We start from the raw sequence: 19,331 nt of genomic DNA on the forward strand, positions 1-19,331 counted from the left end.
TATGATGAATGATTACCGTATGGGCTCCGGCGTTTTGGCGGGAGTGTCCATATAATAAATGCCTTGCTGTTTAAGCAGCGGCAGCGCATCTTTCAGCCTTGTTTTGAACTGCGCGAAGTTTTTCCTGTCCGGCTGCGTCCAGGCGGCTTCAGCCAGCGCTATCAACCGCGGGAAGGTCATATAGTACATGCGGTCTGCAGATTGTATCGTTTCCGACCACAGGTTGGCCTGTATCCCTTCAATGAGCGGGCTTTTGCCGTTGATGCCCGCAGGCAGGGAAGCCGTACTGAAATTGTACACGCTTTCCAGGGGCGCAAAAGCGCCGGCCCAGCGGCGGCCTACGAGGTTGGTGCTGTCCTGCACAAAATCGAAATAAAAGGGTATACGCGGGCACAATACCACCTTGTAACCTTTATCTATGGCGTTCTTCAGCTGCTGCGGCTTCTCATGCCGCCACCAGAACACAATAGTCTTTTTAGCTGGCAGGGAAGCGGCCGTTACCTCATCCCAGCCCAGCACCATGGAGTTGAGTTTGATAAGCGTATCTGCCATGCGTTTAATGAAATAATGCTCTACCTGCTCCAGTGTGCTGATCTTTTCTTTCTGCATCAGCTGCTGTACGGCGGGGTCTGTTTTCCATTTTTCGTTGCCGAAGCTCACTTCGTCCCCGCCTATATGGATCATGCCGGAAGGGAAGAGCACATTCACTTCTTTGAGAATATTGGTGAGATACTGATAGGTTTCTTCCTTGCCGGGGTTGAACGTAAACTCCGGGTATTTGGCGGAGCCGCCGCCGCTAAACTCGGGGTAGGCCCTGTTGGCGGCAGTGGCATGCCCGGGCATATCTATTTCCGGGATCACGGTGATGTGGCGTTCGCGGGCATACGCTACAATTTCTTCGATCTCGTCCTGCGTATAATAGGCAGCCGGTGTATTCCGGTTATGATGGTTGCCGATGCCGCCCACATAGGCGAGGCGGGGATATTGTTTGATCTCTATCCTCCAGCCAGGCTCATCTGTGAGGTGCCAGTGAAAGCGGTTGAGTTTGTAGAAGGCCATTTCATCCAGTATCTTTTTCACTTCGGCCTTGCCGAAGAACTGGCGTGATTCATCCAGCATAAAACCGCGCCACTGGTAAAGAGGGGCGTCCTGGATGTTCCAGCAGGGTACGCGGATGGCCGCCTCTTTGCCCTGTGCCTTGCGGGCCAGTTGCAGGAAAGAAGCCAGCCCGTAAAAAAGGCCTTCGCCCGAGGGGGCGCTCACCGTAACACCTTTAGGGCTCATCTTCAACGTATAGGCGGCGGGGTTGCTGCCTTTTTCCAGCCTGAGCGTAATGGCCGGGCGGTTGCTCTGCGGCTGCACGGCTACCCTCACCCCGGTAAATTTCAATAATTGTTTCTGCAGCATCTGCGCTTCAGGCATAGCTGCGGGTGAAGCCACAATGAGCGGCGTATTGTCATCCAGGATAAATTCCCCGGCGGCCTGGGCGGCCTTGACCGGCATGGGTATTACGGGACAAAGAGACTGCGCGGAAGCCAGCTGGCCCAATACCAACAGCGCCAGCAGGAGCGGCAAAGATCTTAGCATATTACAACAACTATTTATTTAAGGGATTAAAGATAATAATCTTCTCCGAAGGGGTATATTTACTATCTTGCCAATATGTTGAACCTCCGGCTGAATTACCCTTCCATACCCCGGGAGGGAGATGTATTCCAGGCCTACTGCCAGGCGCTTACCGATACAAAAAAATCGGATTTACTGCACCCGCCCTACCAGGCACTGAGCAATGACGGCGCCCGCACGGTGCTGCAATGGCTGCATGCCCGGGAAGGCATTTCCAGGATTGTGCCGCTGCCCAGCGCCAACAACGGGCTGTATTGCGTGCTTGACTGGTTCCGTGGGAAAACGCCCCGCATAGCCTGCGAGCCTTTTACTTTCCCCGGGTTCAAGATGGCCGCCAGCCATCACGGGTACGAGCTGGCTCCTATTGCCAGTGATGAAGAGGGCATATTGCCAGATGCGCTGGAGCGTTGCCTGCAGGAGCGTGACTGCAAGCTGGTATATTTGCAGCCCACCGTACATAATCCCACCTGCAGCGTGATGTCGCTCGCGCGCAGGGAAGCCATTGCTGCCGTAGTCCGTCGTTTCAGCGGCGTTTATATCCTGGAAGATGACGCCTACCGCTTTTTGCATCCCGATCCTCCCCCGTCTTTCCTGCAATTGCTGCCGGAACAAACGCTGCATGTATATAGTCTTTCCAAAGCCTTCAACCCCTTGTTGAAAAGCGCTTACCTGCTGCATCCTGAAGGGGTATTGCAGGGGATAGACAACCTGGTACGGCTCACCACCAGCGGCGTTTCCCTTCTTTTTACAATGTTTGGCCTGGAATTAATGAACGGGCCATTGCTCAAAGACATCATCCGGGAAAAACAAGCAGTCGGGCAAACCTGGCATCAACGGTGCGAAAAAATTTTTGAAGGGTTAAGCTACCGCATGTTTCCCGGCAGTTTCCACCTCTGGCTGCAGGTGCCTGACCCCGCCGCGCTGAGCCGTCAATTATACACGCAGCAAATTGATGTGCCGGACGGAGCGGAATTTGCAGTAGGCAGCGGCGCCCGCTATGTCAGAATAGCCTTGGGCACCGTGTGGGAACGGCCTGAATTGCCGGCTGCCCTGGAAAACATTGCGGATCTGGTGAGGCGGCAGTAAGAATACCGGAAGGCCGCCAGCGTTATGGCCCGGATATCCCTCCCTTGCTCCTGGGCTCCACTTCCATTTCCTCAATGCGCCGGAGCAAGCTGTCTTTCAGCCGCGTCAGAAAAGTGGCCATCTCTTTCTTGCGCATGCGAATATCCCTGAAATGGCTGTAGGCGTTGTTAAAATCTATGTCCAGCGAGTTTTCCAGCCATTCAAAGATCTGCTTCAGATCTGCCACCCCGTTGTTGAAGCTGCCCGTGCAATACAGCGCATATACCAGTTCTACCAGGTCAGTCTTGGAATCTGTCCATTTCAGTTTGGGCTTATAGGCCATATTGCGCGGGAGGCCGTACAACTGGTCCAGTTTCAGAGACAGGTAGCTGCTCACTTCTTCCAGCGCAATCAGCTCCGCCAGCTTGAAAGAGGTTACTGTGCAGAAGCGCGTATCCAGCATGCCGTCCAGGTCAACCGGGTATTCATTGTTATAATGGCTGTTCCGGAGAAAATACTGTTCGTCCTTGTCTGCAGACCCTCCACGGAAATAGAGATATAGTGCATTATGTACTTCAAAGAACATCGTGATGCGCTGCAGCTCCTGGTCAAGGAACTTTTTATAGTCTTCGCGGATGTTTTTGGGCCGGTCTGCCTCAATCCTGAACAACTGGCTGTAATAGATCTTCTTGCTCAGGATGCTGGGCTGAATGTGCTTGAAAAAATAGATCTCGTCTTCTTTTGACTCGAAAGCCGCATCCAGCACCAGTTGCTTCAGCTCTTCCTCTGCCCTGTCCGCAATCTGCGCACCCGTTTTAAACCGCTCCAGTACATTCGGGATGTTTGCTTCCACCTCGGCCAGTTCCCTCTCCAGCGTTGCCTGCAATGCCATTAAAGTTTCTTTCATCAATGATAGTGTTAGTGTTTATGTAAAATGCCGGAGCGCATCAGTCAACATAAGCCCGCATCTTCTTCTCGTGGTCATTCAGCCGTTCCATTAACCGGCCTACCCAAAGCTTGCAGGCGGTGATGGTAGACAGGCTGGGGTTGTCATATTTTGCCTCAAAGCTCTCTTCCGCCATGGTATCTGGCCGCCTGACCTTTACAAAGCCGGACACAAAAAACAGCACCTGCCGCAGCGAAGTGCGTATGATGATGCCTTCTTCAACATAGATCCGAAGCATCAACGCCAGCTGGGACACGGTCAGGCTGGTCTGCAGTTTTTCCCCGGCCTCCCTGCCGGCAGCTTGCTGCAGTTTTTCTTCATGCACATTTCTCAGGAAGATCCGCTCTTCCTCCAGCCAGGCGTACAATTGTGCGGCAATGGGACTGCTTTCCGCATGCAGGGCCGCCGCGCTGTTCTTTAGCGGAATGCTCCTGATCTCCTTGATACACCAGGTAAGGCCCGTGATCCTGTCATGCAGGTGATGGTATCCCTTCAGCCATGCCCGCAACTTGTTGATGCAATACAGGTAATACTCTATAGCATTGAAGTTGAGATGGATGAGGATGGCATGCAACTGGAGGTGCAGCTCGTTCCCATCCGCCCGCAGGGTACCCGTTACGTACAGCTGGCTCAACAGTTCCCGGTAGTAGGCCAGGGAGCGGAAGCTGATCCGTTCTTCAGGATTGAGCAGGAATTGCCTTACCGGGCGCAGCACCAGTTCCAGCAACGCCCCGTCCAGCGGCAGTTCTCCCAGTAATACTACCAGCTCGTTTACCCGTACCTGCAGCTGCCGCCGTGCCCGGGCGGCATAGCTGAAAGGCAGGGGCAGTTCCGGCAACAGGCATTCCGGGAAGTGCTGTTCAAGCCCGATCAATACTTCGTGGAGCATATCCTCTACATCGCGGTAGAGCCGCATTTGCTCATCTGCGCCGGTTTGCATGGAGCGGGCAGACTGGTAACTGAGCCGGTAATAATGCAAAACGTCCAGCAGGCGTACCATATCCATTTGCAGGCCCTGTACAAAAGCCGTTTTCTCCGCGGCTGCCGGCGCACAGGAAATTTCCAGCAACCGGCAGGTGATCCGCAGTTTCTCCGCGCGCACCTTTTCCCGGTACTGCTGCAGGTTGCCGCCGGTATTTGCAAGGGCTTCGGGGCTTAGCTGCATCGTTACAAAATCATTAAGTGTACTCATACATACAAGGGCAACAGATCATAAATACAAATTTGTTTGTCTTACTAAACAGGATGATATGCAACTGATACTAACAAAGTAAATTTGAGATTATTATTTTGAAAGAATTAACAGCTTTGTCACAGGTGTGAGATTTTTTTTCGCTTTTTTTTAAAAAGCAAGCTGTGGGTTAACGTCCGGGAGTGATATGGGCGGGTCAGGACGCTGAGGCGGTTAACAAAGTTTGCTGGAAATATTTTTCTTCCCTGAGCCAGGTAAGCATCTGCTCCCGCAGGCCTCCCTTTCCCGGGAATAGTGATACCCCGTGGCTGTTCATATTCCGCAATTCCTTTTCATACCAGGAAAGCAGCCCTTTCTTTTCCTGCAAGGTGCGCAGGCGGGATATTTTTTTGCGCAGCTGCGCGGTGCAGTACATAAAGTAGTCTTTAGAGTTGAAGTTGTACTGGTGGAGCGTATAATGCACCCTTTCCGTCAGGTCTATAATAAAAGGATGTACATTTTCGCGCAGCTCCAGCAGCAGCCGGCGGTAGTACATCACCATTCCGAAAGTGATATAGGGATGCTGATGATGCAGCGGCCTGATCACCAGTTCCAGCAGCCGCCTGTCTACCCGCCTGTCACACAGGTATTTTTCCGTATCCCTGAACCGTTCTTCCAGTTGCTCTATCACCTGGATAACATAGCCTTTCGGCATAAAAACGTCTTGCGCCAGGTATTCCGGAAAATGCTGTTCCAGGGCAATCAACAGTTCTTCCAGGATGGCGGAGGCTTCAGTATAAAATGCTTTCACGGCAGGGTCCGCATGATGCTGGTATTGCTCCAGCGCATCCAGCAGCAACACTATCTGCACCTGGTATTTGCGGATCACCTGTGCCTTGTATTCCCAGGGCGCTCCGTGTTGTGACAGCTCCCGCATAGAAGCGGTGATCTTCATCTTTTCCGCCTGCACCTCCCGGAGATAGGTATGTCTTTTTTCTGCTGAAGCGGCCAGCACGCCGGGAGCAAAATGTTCGTAGATTAAATGGTTGAGTTTGTTCATGGTGCATGTTTTGGTATGTGCGTCTGCTAAACTGCTGCTTCGGGGCAACACAACAATTGTATATAAGAGGATCACCAAACGGGGAGCAGCGGGTGAAAAAACACTGTCATTTTTTTTGTGAGAACATGCAGCCGAACCGCCATGGAAACTGAAGGGTAAAAACAACCAGTTGCCTGCATGGCAGGCAAAAGCGCAATTTTTAAAAAATAGGTACGCAGGAACGTTAAATGCCTGTTAACAGCGAATAATTTATGGCAGGCAAAAAAAAATTTCAGAGGCCGTTCACCCTGACCCCGTTTTCTTTGCGTCGTATAGTCAGCAGGGCATTCCTGCACCCACTCACAAGGGATGTGTAGATTAATGATAACACTCCAGTAAGGGTTAAGGCATTCAAAAACCGCTCCCGTAAGAGCGGTTTTTTGATGTATGGCGCAGTTATTTTATTCTTCAGGCAATGGCCGGCACAGGCTTCATGCCCAGCATGCGCATAAAGCGGAAATGTGACCGCACAGCGCTCATCATGGTTGGCATACTGTTGTACTGGATGCCGAACTCCTGACATTTTGCTTCCACTATTTTACTGATGGCCGGGTAATGCACATGACTGATGCGGGGAAAAAGATGGTGCTCCACCTGGTAATTCAGGCCGCCTACGAACCAGGAGATCAGTTTATGGTCAGGCGAAAAATTAGCTGTGGTCTTCACCTGGTGAATAGCCCATTCATTCTCGATCTGCAGATCGTCCTCACCTACCGCTTCAAAGGAGGTTTCCTCCACCACATGCGCCAGCTGGAATACAATAGCCAGTGTAAAGCCCATTACCAGGTGCATGGCCACAAACCCGACTATCCAGGCCTCTACGCCCACAACATAAACAGGCAGCGCAATGTAAAAAATTATGTACAGCACCTTGCTCATCCAGAACACAAAATGGTCAGCCGGTCTCATTTTCTGCAAAGGCGTTCTGTTCACTTTGCGCTGCAGGTATTTGGCAAAGTCCATAATAAATACCCACGCAAAAGAGGAAATGCCATACACCAGCACCACATAAAAATGCTGGAGCCGGTGCATGGGTACCCATTGCTGCGTGCTGCACTGGCGCATCAGCGGGCTTTTGGCAATATCATCGTCCATACCATCTACGTTCGTATAAGTATGATGAATGATGTTGTGCTTCTGTTTCCAGATAAACGCATTTCCGCCCAGCGCGTTCAGCGTAAGGCCCAGCGTATCGTTCACCCATCCCTTGCGTGAGTAGCTGCCGTGGCAGGCATCGTGCATCACGTTAAAACCGATGCAGGCCAGTACAAAACCCAGGAGAGCGCTGAGCACAATACCGGCTACCGCATGCAGCGGGAATACCAGCAGGCTCACGTACAGCAGCAACGCTGCCGGTATCAGCACAATTGTTTTAAGATATAATTGAAGGTTACCGGTCTTCGCTTTCTGATTGGATTTAAAGTACTCCTCCACCGCCAATTTCAGGGAAGGGAAAAACAGGGCGTTCCTGTTGTTGAAAGACACCTTTGGCATAAGTTCGCAATATTACAGTTGCAGGTTGATACCCGTTTTGTAATAGTAGACAAAATATCCCGTGATTCGCGGAAATACCTGCTGCGGAAACGCTATAATTATGTTAAATATTGGTGCCGCCGTCTATGGTAAGGCTCGCACCGGTCATGTAGGCGCTCTCTGGGCCAGCAAGATAGGCCACCAGGGCGGCTATGTCTTCCCCCGTCCCAAATTCGGGCAAAGCCATGATGGAACGCTCATAATCCGCGTGCGGACCGTTGGCCGGGTTCATATCCGTATCAACAGGCCCCGGCTGCACATTGTTGACCGTAATGCCCAGCGGCCCCAGGTCTCTCGCCATGCCTTTTGTGAGGCCAACAATGGCTGTTTTGCTCATGGCGTACAAGGCGCCGCCGGGAGTAGGCATTCTCTCCGCCTGGCAACTGCCGATGTGGATGATGCGGCCGCCCTGGCCCATGTAATCCAGCGCCGCTTTGGACGCAGCAAACACAGCCCGTACGTTTATGGCGGTAATGAGGTCAAAATCTTCAAGGGTAAGATCTTTCAGTTCTTTATAAAGACCGATGCCCGCGTTGTTGACAAGAATGTGCAGGCCACCCAGTTCCGCTGCGGTGCGGTGTACCGCGGTGATGACCGCCTGCGGGTCTGCACTGTCTGCCCGGATGGCGAGAGCCTTCACGCCGAGTTGTGTTATTTCCGCTACTACAGCTTCCGCCTTTTGAGCTGAAGCGTTATAGGTGATGGCCACGTTGGCCCCTTCACGGGCCAGGCGCCTTGCAATGGCGGCGCCTATTCCGCGGCTGCCGCCTGTAACGAGTGCTGTTCTGTTGGTCAATTTTCCCATATTCTGATTTTTATGTTGCAAAGCTACCGGGAAGCCACTAGATTTGTAAGTACTGTAAAAATTGTTAAGTACTAACAAAAAGGTAAGTATGCGTAAACAGGAGTCTACAAACGCCCAGAACGAGGCCAACATTATCCGTAATTGTGGAATGGCCTATACCTTGTCTGTTATCGGCGGCCGGTGGAAGCCCACCATCCTTTTCGGCCTGCTGAACGGCAGAATGCGTTACAGCGAGCTCCGCCGCTCCATTGACGGTATCTCGGAACGCATGCTGGTAGCGCAGCTGCGGGAACTGGAAGAAGCCGGGCTGGTACAGCGCATCATTTACCCGGAAGTGCCGCCGCGGGTGGAATATGAGCTGACGCCGGCGGGCGTGTCTACCGAACCGATGCTGCAATGTATGTCTGACTGGGGTAACCGGCTGCGGGAAAAAAAAGGGAAGCTGGCGGTGAGGTGATGCAGGCAGGCTGGAAATTCCGGAAAATATTTTTGGATTATTTGATAAAAGCTCTACCTTTGCCATCCCAAAAATGACCAATGCCGCGTTGGTCAATCGGCTAAGACGCCTCCCTTTCACGGAGGAATGACGGGTTCGACTCCCGTACGCGGTACAAAAGGAAACGGGTTGCTCATTACGGGCAACCCGTTTTGCTTTTACGAGCCGGCAGTTTTCCCTATATTTATTGTGTTAACCAGCCAAACTGGCTGCATTTTTAACCCTGTAAATACTATTTATGAAATCCATTTTAGTGCTGACATTCACCTGTCTTTCCACATTCTTGCGCCCCGAATCCGTACATGCCCAATCCAATTGTGAAGAGCTGAAAAAAGAAAATGAATACCTGAAAAAAGCGCTGAATATAACAACACCGATAAAAACGGTCACCACGGCCAATATAGATTTCAATATCTTGAAAGTGGAAGGAAATACGAAAGACCAGACCGTTACCGTATCCATGACCTTCGTAAATCACGATGCAAATGAAGCGATCCAGTATTATAATACGCAGGCAATCGATGTAGAGGGGAATGAGTATAAGGGATCAAACCATTCGATTGGGAGCGAAGGCAGCAGGAACACGCTTTTTACCGATACTCCGGTCAAATCGACTATTACCTTTAAAAAAGTCTTGCCTTCAGTGAAAATAATGAAGCTGATACATCTCCATCTTCTTTATAATAAACCACCGAACGTGAAACTTGAATTTAGGGACTTGCCAATAACCTGGAAATAGGAAAACGACAAAGCGAGAAAGAACCTTGATTCTTTCCCGCTTTGTATTTCCGACTAATTACTGCCATAAATAGCCCACCCATCACCTGATCATGCATCCGGTATCTCAGGCTCTACCAGCTTGGCCAGCTTTTCCAGAGATTCCTGCCAGCCCAGGTAGCACATTTCTACCGGTATAGCAGCAGGAATGTTTTCCTGGACGATTTTTATTTCCGTACCTGCTATGGTTTTCCGGAGCCAGACAGAAGTCATCATCTCGCCAGGCATGTTAGGATCATCAAACTGGTCTGTATACTTCAGGAACTCATTCGGTTTGAGCTCTACGTACTTCCCGCCGAAAGAATGACTGTTGCCGGTGGAAAAATTCTGAAAAGACATTTTATAAGTCCCCCCCTGCTTTACGTTCATCTCGTGAACGGTACAGAGAAAACCGTACGGGGGAAGCCATGAAGCAATGGCCACAGCTTCGGTAAATGCTCTGTACACCTTTTCCGGGGAGGCTTTGAGCACGCGGTGCAATGAAACAGTGTTATCTGACATAAGATCATTTTTTTGTTCCCTACTCATCTGGCTTTTCGGTACCGCCCGTTTTTTTTCGTGGTTGCTGCTCCACAGATCATGATTGCCTTGCCATACAAAAGTGACAAGAAAATCTGATTCTGATAGAGGCAGCATCCGACATTTAAGGGGTCAATTGCGACCGGGCTCAAAACATTCTTAAATAGGGCCTGGCAGACAATGGAGAAAACGGCCAAGGTATAGCTATAACGATGACAACCAGCACAATAGCATACCAGATCAGTATCGTTCTGAACTTCTCCCTGTCTTCCAGCTTGCGTTTGGCCAGCGCGGAACCCGCCGTCAACAGCACAATAGCGGCAAACATCAAAAGGATATGTATCACAGCAAAGAATGAAATGTTCAACGGTGCGGGCGCCGTCCGGCTGCCAGACCAGAAATACTGCACTAAGGGGCTCTTTGCATACAGCACCATCCCTATCATCAGCTGTATGTGGGCTACCGTGGCCGTCCAGTGGCGGAAGGCATCATCCGTTTTGGAGAACGGCCTGTGCTGCATCAAGCCAACACAGCAACGGCATATGGTATATACAATAAAAACCACCACCAGCCAGCGGAAAACAGAATGTGCTACCAGCAAATAAGGATACATTGTCCAGATGTTATGCCTGCAAATGTAGATAAAACATACTAATTAGTATGTTTTACAGCAAAAAAATTATTGCAGCCCTTTCAGGTAGTTTTTTAACTCTTTTAAATAAGGAAGATAAACGGAGCGGCTGTTTTCCAGCTTGCCGAAGTTGCGGATGCCCCAGTAACCAGACATGATGAACAGCACCACCTGCTTTGCTTTTACATCCTTGCGGACAACACCGTCTTTCTTTCCTTTCTCAATTGCGGCCGTCATCACTTTCATCCACTGGTCTGTCAGCTCATCCAGCGCCTGTCTGAAATCAACGTTCCAGGGCGTCATTTCCTGCGTAAAATTAGCGGCGGGGCAACCGTATTCTACTTTCAGGAACTCATTTTTCATCAGCAGGTGATGCATCAGGCTGTAAATGGCATCCAGCGGGTTTGGTTCCTGCTGCAGGGGTTCTGTAAAACTGCGGGCAAGTGTTGGTTTGAGAATTTCGTTGATAATGGCGAGGCCCATTTCGTCCTTATTTTTGAAATGGTAGTAGAAAGCGCCTTTAGTTACTTTGGTGGTAGCAATAATATCGTCAATACTGGTTGTCTGGTAACCTTTGACGTAAATCAGCTCAAACGCTTTCTGCAGTATGTTCTGTCTTGTTGCCTCTGCTTTTTTCATGAAAAGATACCATCTGGTATTTCAGCAAAGAAATGAAATCCCGGCAACTTCCGCAACTCTATGCTGCATACCGGAGAGAACGGTGTATGACACCCGCTGATCAAAGTTTTTCAATAAACCCGATAGAAATGCCCCTGAAACAGTCATCCTGGCAACCATTAGGCACATAGCCGCAGCTGGAGATCATGCCGTTGTTCCTGGTTTCAAAATAGGTCTGGGCGTCTTTCCTCTTCAGCAACCAGTCTGTTTTTGCACGTTGATATATTTCATCCAGGGTGGCGGGGGCAAATCCCTTTTCATGCGTGCCCAGGCTGCCTGCATCCTCGCTCCATTCTTCACGCACAACCACCTGGTTGGTGGTACGGTCTGCAAAGTCTTTGGCTACAAAAGAGCGGGCCACTACTTTTCCTTTTTCAACAGTGATCACCGTTTCTGTACTGTAACCCGTCCATGACCCGAAGGCAACCATATAGCGGTAAGAATCACCGGAAGCGGCCTTGAAATGCTGCCATGCCTGGTAGCTTTTGTCATACTGGTTTCCGTAAGCCATGTCTTTCTTGCAGGATGCAAATGCTATTCCCGCAAGCAGCAAGATGAATACGTAGAATTTTGATTTCATGCGGGTTAAATTATTTCTTGTTTAAACGGGGAGGCAGCCAGAATGTTACAGCTGTTCTAATAAGCCAGCAAGCGGCCGCAGGCAATTACGGCCAGCCACAGCAGCAAAGAGAGCACGGCCACTGTTTTAGCCCTGGCAGATTCAGCCGGCGGAGCCACCCTGCGGAAGAACAAGGCATTGCCTCCCGCCGCCGCCAGCAGGGCCATCTTTGTCCAGAAAACCGGGTCGTACCCCAGGGTGGAGGCATTGGTGATGAAGAGCAATATGCCGGAGGGCACTACCAGGAGCAGGCCTCTGACAGACCATGTGAGTAAATGACGGCCAAGATCGCCGGCGGGAAGATGTTTGGAAAAGCCCAGCAGGCGGAGGTCAAACATAAAAGCGGCCCCTACCAGTATAACAATACCGGTGATATGTACAATTTCAAGAAAGGGGTACAACCAGGCAGACTGCCGGATGGCCAGGGCCCAGGAGCTGTTTTCCAGCAGCCGCAGCCACTCAGCAACGGGCATCATCAACGCAGCTCATATTTGGTGCCGTTAATGAAGATCCTTTCCGCGCGCATTTCGTCTTTTACTTCCTTGTGGGGGTAACCCACCACGCGCACGGAACTGCCTTTTTTGATCATGTCTGCAGAAACGCCGCGGGCCTGCATGCGGGTAACGGGGGCCAGTATCACCGTCCAGATCTTTTTGTCCTGGTTAATTTTGATGGTGCTGTGCGGGTTCTCATACACGGAGGCGGATACGGTGCCCGTGTAGTCGATGGTTTTGGTCTGGTCATAATTGGCCCAGCCATGGTGTAGCGGGGTAAAGGACGTACAAAGCAGGAAAAGCAGGGCGGCGGAGATATTTCTTAGTAAGATCATACGGAATGTATTTAAGGGTTTACTAATAAATGCCTTTATAAAGATACCTCATATTTTCCCTTCCCCTCCAAGAAAAAACACCCGATTCTCCGGAAATTACTTCATATTACAGCCCTATACCAGCTTCTACACCTTGAAAACAACAATTGAGCAACCACAACAGCAGCGCCTCAAGCGGGGCCTGCAAAACCGCCACATCCAGCTTATAGCCCTGGGTGGCGCTATTGGCACCGGGTTATTCCTGGGCATCGGGCCTGCCGCGGTACTGGCAGGGCCTTCCGTGATACTGGGATATGCCATGGCGGGTATTATTGCCTTTTTTATTATGCGCCAGCTCGGAGAAATGGTGGTGGAAGAGCCCGTATCGGGCAGCTTCAGCCATTTTGCCTACAGATACTGGGGACAGTTTGCCGGGTTCGCTTCCGGCTGGAACTACTGGGTGCTCTATATCCTGGTGAGCATGTCTGAATTGACGGCCATCGGCATCTATGTACAGTTCTGGTGGCCGGAAATTCCGCTCTGGGCTTCCAGCCTGTTTTTCTTCATCTCCATCAATGCCCTGAACCTCAGTTCTGTGAAAGTGTATGGCGAAGCGGAGTTCTGGTTTTCCATCATCAAGGTGATAGCCATCATTGCCATGATCGTATTTGGCGTTTACCTGCTGATGAGCGGCACGGGCGGAGAGCAGGCGCGCCTGCAGAACCTCTGGAACGACGGCGGCTTCTTCCCGAAAGGTTTGCTGGAACGGGACAGCCAGGGCGCCTACCAGGGGCTGTTTGCGGCCATTGCACTGATCATGTTCTCTTTCGGCGGGCTGGAGCTGATAGGCATTACAGCGGCGGAAGCGGAGCGGCCGGAAAAAACCATCCCCAAAGCCACCAACCAGGTCATTTACCGCATCCTCATTTTTTATGTGGGCGCGCTTGTCATACTGTTCTCCTTATCTCCCTGGAAAGGCATTACTACAGACAGCAGCCCCTTTGTGATGGTATTTGAGAACCTGAAAGGTGTCCAGTTCAACTTGTTCGGGAAGACGGTTTACTTTACCAGCCTTATTGCCAATGCGCTGAACCTGATAGTGCTCACCGCAGCGTTGTCTGTGTACAACAGCTGCGTATACAGCAACAGCCGGATGTTATACGGGCTGGCGGTACAGGGGAACGCGCCTGCTTTCCTGTCCAGGCTCAACCGCCAGCATGTACCGGTACTGGCCACGCTGGTTTCCGCTTTATTTGTGGCCATTTGCATTGTGATCAACAAGCTGATGCCTGAAAAAGCGCTGGAAGCGCTGATGTCACTGGTGGTATCTTCGCTGATCATCAACTGGCTGATGATAAGCGTAGTGCATCTGAAGTTCAGGAAAGTCAAAAGCGAGGAAGGGCGCCATACCAAATTCCCGTCTTTCCTTTACCCCTTGTCCAATTACATATGCCTGGTGTTCCTGGTGGGCATCCTGGCCCTGATGTGGACTACAGGCATGCGCCTGCCGGTGGAGCTGATACCGGTATGGCTCGTGTTCCTGTTTTTGTGTTACCAGTTGATAAGAAGGAGAAGGAAATTGCAGCAGGCTTAACCAAGAGCGTTGTAGGCCTGCTCCGTGTCAATATCTACAGCGCCGGCAGGAAAGGGAACGATGACGGCATTTGCCGCATGTTTTTCAATTACCTGCCGGGCGCCCACGTCTCCCCTGAGGGCCAGCAGTTCCGGGAAAAGGCTTTTATCAAACAAGGCGGGCACGCCTTTTCTGCCTTCATAATAGCTGGCGGCTATTTTGGCGCCGGTGGTTTCCTGTTGTAGCAGCAGCGCCGAAAGATGCGCGGCATCCACATACGGCTGGTCGCACACCATGAGCATGATCTTGTCTGCGCCCTGCGCCATCATATATTCTACGCCGCAACGGATGGAAGAGGCCATTCCTTCCTCATACGCCGCATTGATCACCACGGGCACTGTAATACCTTGTTGCACAAGCTCAGCCGCCGCGCCCAGCACTACCGCCACAGCATCTACATTTGCTCCCAAAGCCGCTTTCACCGCATTATTGAGCAGGGTATCCCCCTTGTAGAGCAGCAGCTGTTTGGGCCTGCCCAACCGCGTGGAAGCACCGGCAGCCAGTATAACGATCCCTTTCATTCTTTTGCCACAATTTCCGTGTTACGTTCATGGATGCTGCCGGTGGCATGACGAAGGCTGCCGCCTTTCCTCCCGGCAAATACGGCCTTGATTTCCGCCAGTACGGCCAGCGCAATTTCTTCCGCAGTGTCTGCGCCAATGTCCAGTCCAACGGGACTATACACCCGCGCCGCTATTTCCTGCGAGAAGGCCATCCCTTCCTCTTCCAGCTCCGCCTGCATGCGGGCCAGCTTCTTTTTAGGCCCCAGCATGCCGATGTAGTGAACGGGCAGTTGCAACAGGCTTTTTAACAAGGCCTTATCGTAGTTATAATTATGCGTCATCAATACTACGGCGGTCTGGTCATCTACCTCCAGGTTTTGCAAGGCGGCGGCCGGGTCTGCCACTACCAGCCGGCAACCGGGGAAACGGCGGGTGCTGGCGTAATTGGGGCGGCCGTCTACCAGCGTTACATCCCAACCCAGCACGGCGGCCATCTGCACCAGCGGCAGCACGTCATTGCCGGCGCCGGCCACTACCAGCGCCAGAGGCGGGGTGATGTATTCCACAAAGGCGGACAGCTGGCCAGGGTATTCTATGAAGGCAGTGGCCTTATTTTCGAAGGCAGCGGCTGCATCCGGCATGGCGGCGGCCGGCAGCGGGGCGGCCTGCAACATTGTACCGTCTGCTTTCAGCAGCAGGCGGGTACCTTGTTGTTCAGCCCATTTGTTATGCAGGGAAAAAAAGGTCAACAGCACTGAAGGTTCCCTTTTCTGCACTACCTGCTGCAAAAGGGCAACAGGGTTGGACGCATGCTCCGGTACCACCGGCTCGATCAACACCCTGATAATGCCACTACAGCCAAGCCCTACCCCTATCACCGCGTCATCTTCATCAGATGTATCGTAGGTGGCCAGCATGGGCTTGCCTTCCATCATCACGGCCAGCGCTTTCCGCAAGGCGTCCCCTTCCAGGCAGCCTCCGCTGATAGCGCCGGTGAGCATGCCCGTTTCCGTGATCAGCATGCGGGCGCCGGGGCCGCGGTAGGAAGAGCCTTCCACGTGCACCACCGTTGCCAGCGCCGTTTTTTGATTCTTCAAACAGGCCTGTTCAAAGGCTTGTATAATTTGTTGCAGCTCTTTCATACCTGCGCATTGATCTGTTGTAATTCCCGCACGGCGCTGCTTAATACCGCCACGGCAGTGTTTATTTCATCTGCTGTGGTAAACCGCCCCAGACTGATGCGTACGGCCCGCAAAGTTTCTTCGCGCGTAAGGCCCATGGCCATCAGCACATGCGAGGGTTGCTGCACCAGGCCGCTGCAGGCGCTGCCGCGGCTGAGGGCCAGCCTGGCTGACACGGCCAGCAGCAGCTGCTCGCTGTCTATACCGGGAAACAGCATATTGCTCACATGCGGCAGGCGCGGGCCGTTGCCGTTCACGGCAGTACCCGGAACGAGGTCTTGCAGCTCACGCTCCAGCCTGTTCCGCAGCTGCCGGAGCCGCTTTGCATCCGCTGCCATTTCCTGCCGGCAAATGTCTGCCGCCAGGCCAAACCCAACAATGCCGGGGGTATTGAGCGTGCCGCTTCGCCTGCTGCGCTCATGCGCGCCGCCATGCTGTTGCGGCAGGATGTGGCGAACGTTGCTGACATACAATGCACCAGCGCCCATGGGGCCATACAGCTTGTGGGCAGAAAAGGCCATGAGGTCTATGTGATCTTCCACTACAGACACCGGGATTTTGCCCGCGGCCTGCGTGGCATCGCATACAAAATAGACATTGTGCTTTTTAGCAAGGGCGCCAATTTCGCGAACGGGGTGAATAACACCAGTTTCATTATTGGCATACATCAGGGCTACGCAGAGCGTATCTTTCCGGATAGCCTGCGCCACATCCTCCGGGCGTACACAGCCGTCTGCATCTACATCCAGCAGGGTAATGGAAAACCCTTTTTCTTCCAGCCAGCTGCAGGTATCCAGTACAGCGCGGTGTTCCGTTTTAGCGGTAATGATATGTTTGCCTTTATGCGGACAGGCTTCCGCCAGGCCTTTCAGCGCCAGGTTGATGGCCTCTGTAGCGCCGGAGGTGAACACTATCTGTTGTGGACCGGCCTGCACCAGCGCGGCCACCTGTTCACGGGCCTGCTCCACAGCCTCTTTCGCCATCCAGCCAAAACTATGATCGCGGCTGGCCGCGTTGCCGAAGCGGCTGGTAAAATGCGGCAGCATGCCCTGCACCACCCGCGGGTCGCAAGGGGTGGTGGCACAATAATCAAGATATATGGGCGCTGCCATCATGCAAACAAGCCGCTTTTGATAAAAGGTTGATTCCGGAGCCGTACGCCTGATGCTGCAAATACAGCATTGGCCAGTGCCGCGCCGGCGGGGGGCAGGCAGGGCTCTCCCAAACCGGTGGGGGCTACGCTGCTCTGCATAAAATGAATTTCCACCGCTGGCGCTTCGCGCATGCGGATCATCCGGTAGTTATGGAAATTGGACTGGTCAGGGCGGCCATTGGTGAGTGTCAGCTCCGCATACATGGCATGCCCTATCCCGTCTATGATGCTGCCTTCTACTTGCGTTTCCGCACCGCTGGGGTTCACCACCGTTCCGCAGTCTACCACGCAGTACACTTTTTTCAGCCTGAGCTTTCCGTCTGCCTGCTTCTCTACTTCCGCTACCTGGGCCACATAACTGGCAAATGAAAAATGCGCGGCAAAGCCCTGGAAAATGTTTTCGCCTTTGGATTTTCCCCAGCCGCCTATTTCCGCCGCTTTTTTTATGACGGCAGCAAAACGGTCAGGCTCATAATTCACCTTGCCCACCGGGTTGGCCTTGGCCTGCTCCAGCAGCTCAAGCCGGAAAGCTACGGGGTCTTTCCCCGCCTGCCGGGCAATTTCATCGAGAAACGACTGTTCCGAAAATGCAATATAGTTATGGGTAGGGCCGCGCCAGGGCGCGGTAGTAACCGGGGATTTATACGTATGCGCATCCACTTGCAAATTAGGAACAGCGCCGGCGGGGAAGCTGTCCGGACTGGCGCCGCCGCCTGATACGCCGGCGGAATAGTGATGCCAGGCAACAAGCTGGTTGTTACCGTCCAGCGCCGCCTTGTACCGGTAGCTGCACATGGGCCGGTAAAAGCCGCCCGTCATATCATCTTCCCTTGACCATATCACGTTTACGGGCACGTTGCCGGCCAGGCGGGATACCATGGCCGCTTCTTCCACAAAATCCGTCATCAGCCTTCTGCCAAACCCGCCGCCCATGCGCGTCATCATCACGGATATTTTTTCTTCCGGCAGCTTGAGCAGCTCCGCAATGCGGCCGCGCGCGCGTTCAGGCGTTTGTATAGGGCCGTACAGCTCCGCGCTGTCTGCCTTTACATGCGCAAAGAAGTTCATGGGCTCCATGGTATTATGGGCCAGGAAGGGCGCATCAAATTCCAGCGCTATCACTTTGGCCGCTTTGGCAAAGGCCTGGCCAATGTCGCCATCCTGCCTGCGGGGCTTGTCTTCCGGCTTTTTGGCCAGTATGCCGTGCAGTTTTTCCGTGTAATCTGCCGTGCTTTCCAGCGTGCCTTCTTCTTTCCATTGCGGCTTCACTTTTTTGGCCGCCTGCATCACCTCCCAGGTAGAGCGGCCCAGCACGGCTATCTTGTTATCAAAGCGCAGCACCTGCTGCACGCCGGGAGATTTTTTTGCTTCCGCGTCATCAAGCGCTTCCAGCGTCATGCCAAAGGCCGGGGGCCTGATGATGGTGGCGTACAGCATGCCTTCCCGTTTGGTGTCAATACCGTATTTGTATTGTCCGGTAACAATAGCATGATTATCTACATTGCGGGTGCGCTGGCCTATGATGCGGAAAGATGCGGCAGGTTTGACCGGAACATCTTCCGGCACTTTCAGTTTGGCGGCCTGTTCCACCAGTTCTCCATATGCTTTTTTCTTGCCTTTATATACTACATAGCCGTTTTCCGTGGCGCATTCCCCGGCCGGTACGCCCCAGGCTGCCGCAGCGGCGTTGATGAGCATTTGCCGGGCAGTGGCGCCTACCTTGCGGAAAGATTCCCAGCTTTCGCGCACGGAGCCGCTGCCGCCTGCAACCTGGCGTTTGTAGTTCACCGTATCCAGCCCGGCCTGTTCTATTTTGATCTCTTTCCAGTCCACATCCAGCTCTTCGGCTACCAGCATGGGCAGCGAGGTTTTTACGCCCTGACCCACTTCAGGGTTGGGGCTCATAATGGTAACGCGGCCTTTGGTATCTATTTTCACAAAAGCGTTCAGATCAATGACCTGGCCGCCGTCCTGCGAAGTAGAGCAGGAGCTGAGGAAATAATTGAAGCCCAGCACCAGGCCACCGCCGGTGAATGCGCTGATGCGGATAAAATTCCTCCTGTTCAGTTTTGCCTGTTCCTGCATATC

20 protein-coding genes and 1 tRNA gene are annotated in these 19,331 nt (G+C 52.6%); 5 read left to right on the forward strand and 16 right to left on the reverse strand.

The features are described 5' to 3' along the window. Positions 1-12: 12 nt before the first annotated feature. Positions 13-1,587 carry a beta-N-acetylhexosaminidase gene (locus ABDW36_RS00315; protein ID WP_343699886.1) on the reverse strand — a complete coding sequence of 525 codons (1,575 nt, stop codon included), beginning with the start codon at positions 1,585-1,587 and terminating at the stop codon, positions 13-15. 75 nt (positions 1,588-1,662) lie between these two features. Between ABDW36_RS00315 and ABDW36_RS00320 the strand changes: the two genes are divergently transcribed. Next, positions 1,663-2,712, forward strand: coding sequence for a PLP-dependent aminotransferase family protein (locus ABDW36_RS00320; protein WP_343699887.1), 1,050 nt, complete (start codon positions 1,663-1,665; stop codon positions 2,710-2,712). Positions 2,713-2,734: 22 nt separating this feature from the next. Here the strand turns inward: ABDW36_RS00320 and ABDW36_RS00325 are convergent, their stop codons facing one another. The 5 genes from ABDW36_RS00325 to ABDW36_RS00345 all read right to left on the reverse strand — a co-directional run bounded on the left by ABDW36_RS00325 (position 2,735) and on the right by ABDW36_RS00345 (position 8,245). Beyond that, on the reverse strand, positions 2,735-3,598 hold the full coding sequence (locus ABDW36_RS00325; protein ID WP_343699888.1) for an RteC domain-containing protein: 864 nt from the start codon (positions 3,596-3,598) through the stop codon (positions 2,735-2,737). 40 nt (positions 3,599-3,638) lie between these two features. After that, positions 3,639-4,829 (reverse strand): hypothetical protein, encoded by a 1,191-nt coding sequence (locus ABDW36_RS00330; protein ID WP_343699889.1) that lies wholly within the window; start codon positions 4,827-4,829, stop codon positions 3,639-3,641. 196 nt (positions 4,830-5,025) lie between these two features. Beyond that, the gene (locus tag ABDW36_RS00335) at positions 5,026-5,868 is read right to left on the reverse strand and encodes a hypothetical protein (RefSeq protein ID WP_343699890.1); all 843 of its coding nucleotides are present in this window, start codon (positions 5,866-5,868) and stop codon (positions 5,026-5,028) included. 447 nt (positions 5,869-6,315) lie between these two features. After that, positions 6,316-7,401 (reverse strand): acyl-CoA desaturase, encoded by a 1,086-nt coding sequence (locus ABDW36_RS00340; protein WP_343699891.1) that lies wholly within the window; start codon positions 7,399-7,401, stop codon positions 6,316-6,318. Positions 7,402-7,504: 103 nt separating this feature from the next. Beyond that, a complete protein-coding gene (locus ABDW36_RS00345; protein ID WP_343699892.1) occupies positions 7,505-8,245 on the reverse strand; it encodes a 3-oxoacyl-ACP reductase family protein in 741 nt (246 codons plus the stop codon). Between the two features lie 88 nt (positions 8,246-8,333). Here ABDW36_RS00345 and ABDW36_RS00350 point away from each other — a divergent pair, with 88 nt between their 5' ends. The 3 genes from ABDW36_RS00350 to ABDW36_RS00360 all read left to right on the forward strand — a co-directional run bounded on the left by ABDW36_RS00350 (position 8,334) and on the right by ABDW36_RS00360 (position 9,480). Beyond that, the gene (locus ABDW36_RS00350) at positions 8,334-8,702 is read left to right on the forward strand and encodes a helix-turn-helix domain-containing protein (protein WP_343699893.1); all 369 of its coding nucleotides are present in this window, start codon (positions 8,334-8,336) and stop codon (positions 8,700-8,702) included. A gap of 82 nt (positions 8,703-8,784) precedes the next feature. Further along, a tRNA-Glu gene (locus ABDW36_RS00355) sits at positions 8,785-8,856 on the forward strand. A 123-nt stretch (positions 8,857-8,979) separates the two neighbouring features. Then, positions 8,980-9,480: a hypothetical protein gene (locus ABDW36_RS00360; protein WP_343699894.1), complete on the forward strand. Its 501-nt coding sequence runs from the start codon at positions 8,980-8,982 to the stop codon at positions 9,478-9,480. Positions 9,481-9,569: 89 nt separating this feature from the next. Here the strand turns inward: ABDW36_RS00360 and ABDW36_RS00365 are convergent, their stop codons facing one another. From ABDW36_RS00365 to ABDW36_RS00390, 6 genes are all read right to left on the reverse strand, one after another. Then, positions 9,570-10,019: an SRPBCC family protein gene (locus ABDW36_RS00365; protein WP_343699895.1), complete on the reverse strand. Its 450-nt coding sequence runs from the start codon at positions 10,017-10,019 to the stop codon at positions 9,570-9,572. A 166-nt stretch (positions 10,020-10,185) separates the two neighbouring features. Beyond that, the gene (locus tag ABDW36_RS00370; protein WP_343699896.1) at positions 10,186-10,650 is read right to left on the reverse strand and encodes a hypothetical protein; all 465 of its coding nucleotides are present in this window, start codon (positions 10,648-10,650) and stop codon (positions 10,186-10,188) included. 66 nt (positions 10,651-10,716) lie between these two features. Then, positions 10,717-11,307: a TetR/AcrR family transcriptional regulator gene (locus tag ABDW36_RS00375; protein WP_343699897.1), complete on the reverse strand. Its 591-nt coding sequence runs from the start codon at positions 11,305-11,307 to the stop codon at positions 10,717-10,719. Positions 11,308-11,407: 100 nt separating this feature from the next. Further along, the gene (locus ABDW36_RS00380) at positions 11,408-11,926 is read right to left on the reverse strand and encodes a hypothetical protein (protein ID WP_343699898.1); all 519 of its coding nucleotides are present in this window, start codon (positions 11,924-11,926) and stop codon (positions 11,408-11,410) included. 56 nt (positions 11,927-11,982) lie between these two features. Beyond that, the gene (locus ABDW36_RS00385; RefSeq protein ID WP_343699899.1) at positions 11,983-12,441 is read right to left on the reverse strand and encodes a DUF6644 family protein; all 459 of its coding nucleotides are present in this window, start codon (positions 12,439-12,441) and stop codon (positions 11,983-11,985) included. Next, positions 12,441-12,794, reverse strand: coding sequence for a DUF6152 family protein (locus ABDW36_RS00390; protein WP_343699900.1), 354 nt, complete (start codon positions 12,792-12,794; stop codon positions 12,441-12,443). The genes ABDW36_RS00385 and ABDW36_RS00390 overlap by 1 nt, the downstream gene beginning before the upstream one ends. A gap of 133 nt (positions 12,795-12,927) precedes the next feature. Between ABDW36_RS00390 and ABDW36_RS00395 the strand changes: the two genes are divergently transcribed. Then, positions 12,928-14,367, forward strand: a complete 1,440-nt coding sequence (locus tag ABDW36_RS00395; RefSeq protein ID WP_343699901.1) for an amino acid permease — start codon at positions 12,928-12,930, stop codon at positions 14,365-14,367. Here the strand turns inward: ABDW36_RS00395 and ABDW36_RS00400 are convergent. Genes ABDW36_RS00400 through ABDW36_RS00415 form a run of 4 tightly spaced genes read right to left on the reverse strand, consistent with a single transcriptional unit; the run spans position 14,364 to position 19,328 of the window. Further along, entirely contained in the window at positions 14,364-14,927 is a 564-nt protein-coding gene (locus ABDW36_RS00400; protein ID WP_343699902.1) for a nucleotidyltransferase family protein, read from the reverse strand. The two genes, ABDW36_RS00395 and ABDW36_RS00400, sit on opposite strands and share 4 nt — an antisense overlap. Then, positions 14,924-16,006 (reverse strand): XdhC/CoxI family protein, encoded by a 1,083-nt coding sequence (locus ABDW36_RS00405; protein ID WP_343699903.1) that lies wholly within the window; start codon positions 16,004-16,006, stop codon positions 14,924-14,926. Before ABDW36_RS00405 ends, ABDW36_RS00400 begins: the two co-directional genes overlap by 4 nt. A 41-nt stretch (positions 16,007-16,047) precedes the next feature. Continuing rightward, positions 16,048-17,205, reverse strand: coding sequence for a cysteine desulfurase family protein (locus ABDW36_RS00410; RefSeq protein WP_343699904.1), 1,158 nt, complete (start codon positions 17,203-17,205; stop codon positions 16,048-16,050). Then, positions 17,202-19,328: a molybdopterin cofactor-binding domain-containing protein gene (locus ABDW36_RS00415; protein ID WP_343699905.1), complete on the reverse strand. Its 2,127-nt coding sequence runs from the start codon at positions 19,326-19,328 to the stop codon at positions 17,202-17,204. The genes ABDW36_RS00410 and ABDW36_RS00415 overlap by 4 nt, the downstream gene beginning before the upstream one ends. Positions 19,329-19,331: the final 3 nt, after the last annotated feature.

It is taken from the genome of Chitinophaga sp. (assembly GCF_039596455.1).
In the GTDB taxonomy this organism is placed as follows: domain Bacteria; phylum Bacteroidota; class Bacteroidia; order Chitinophagales; family Chitinophagaceae; genus Chitinophaga.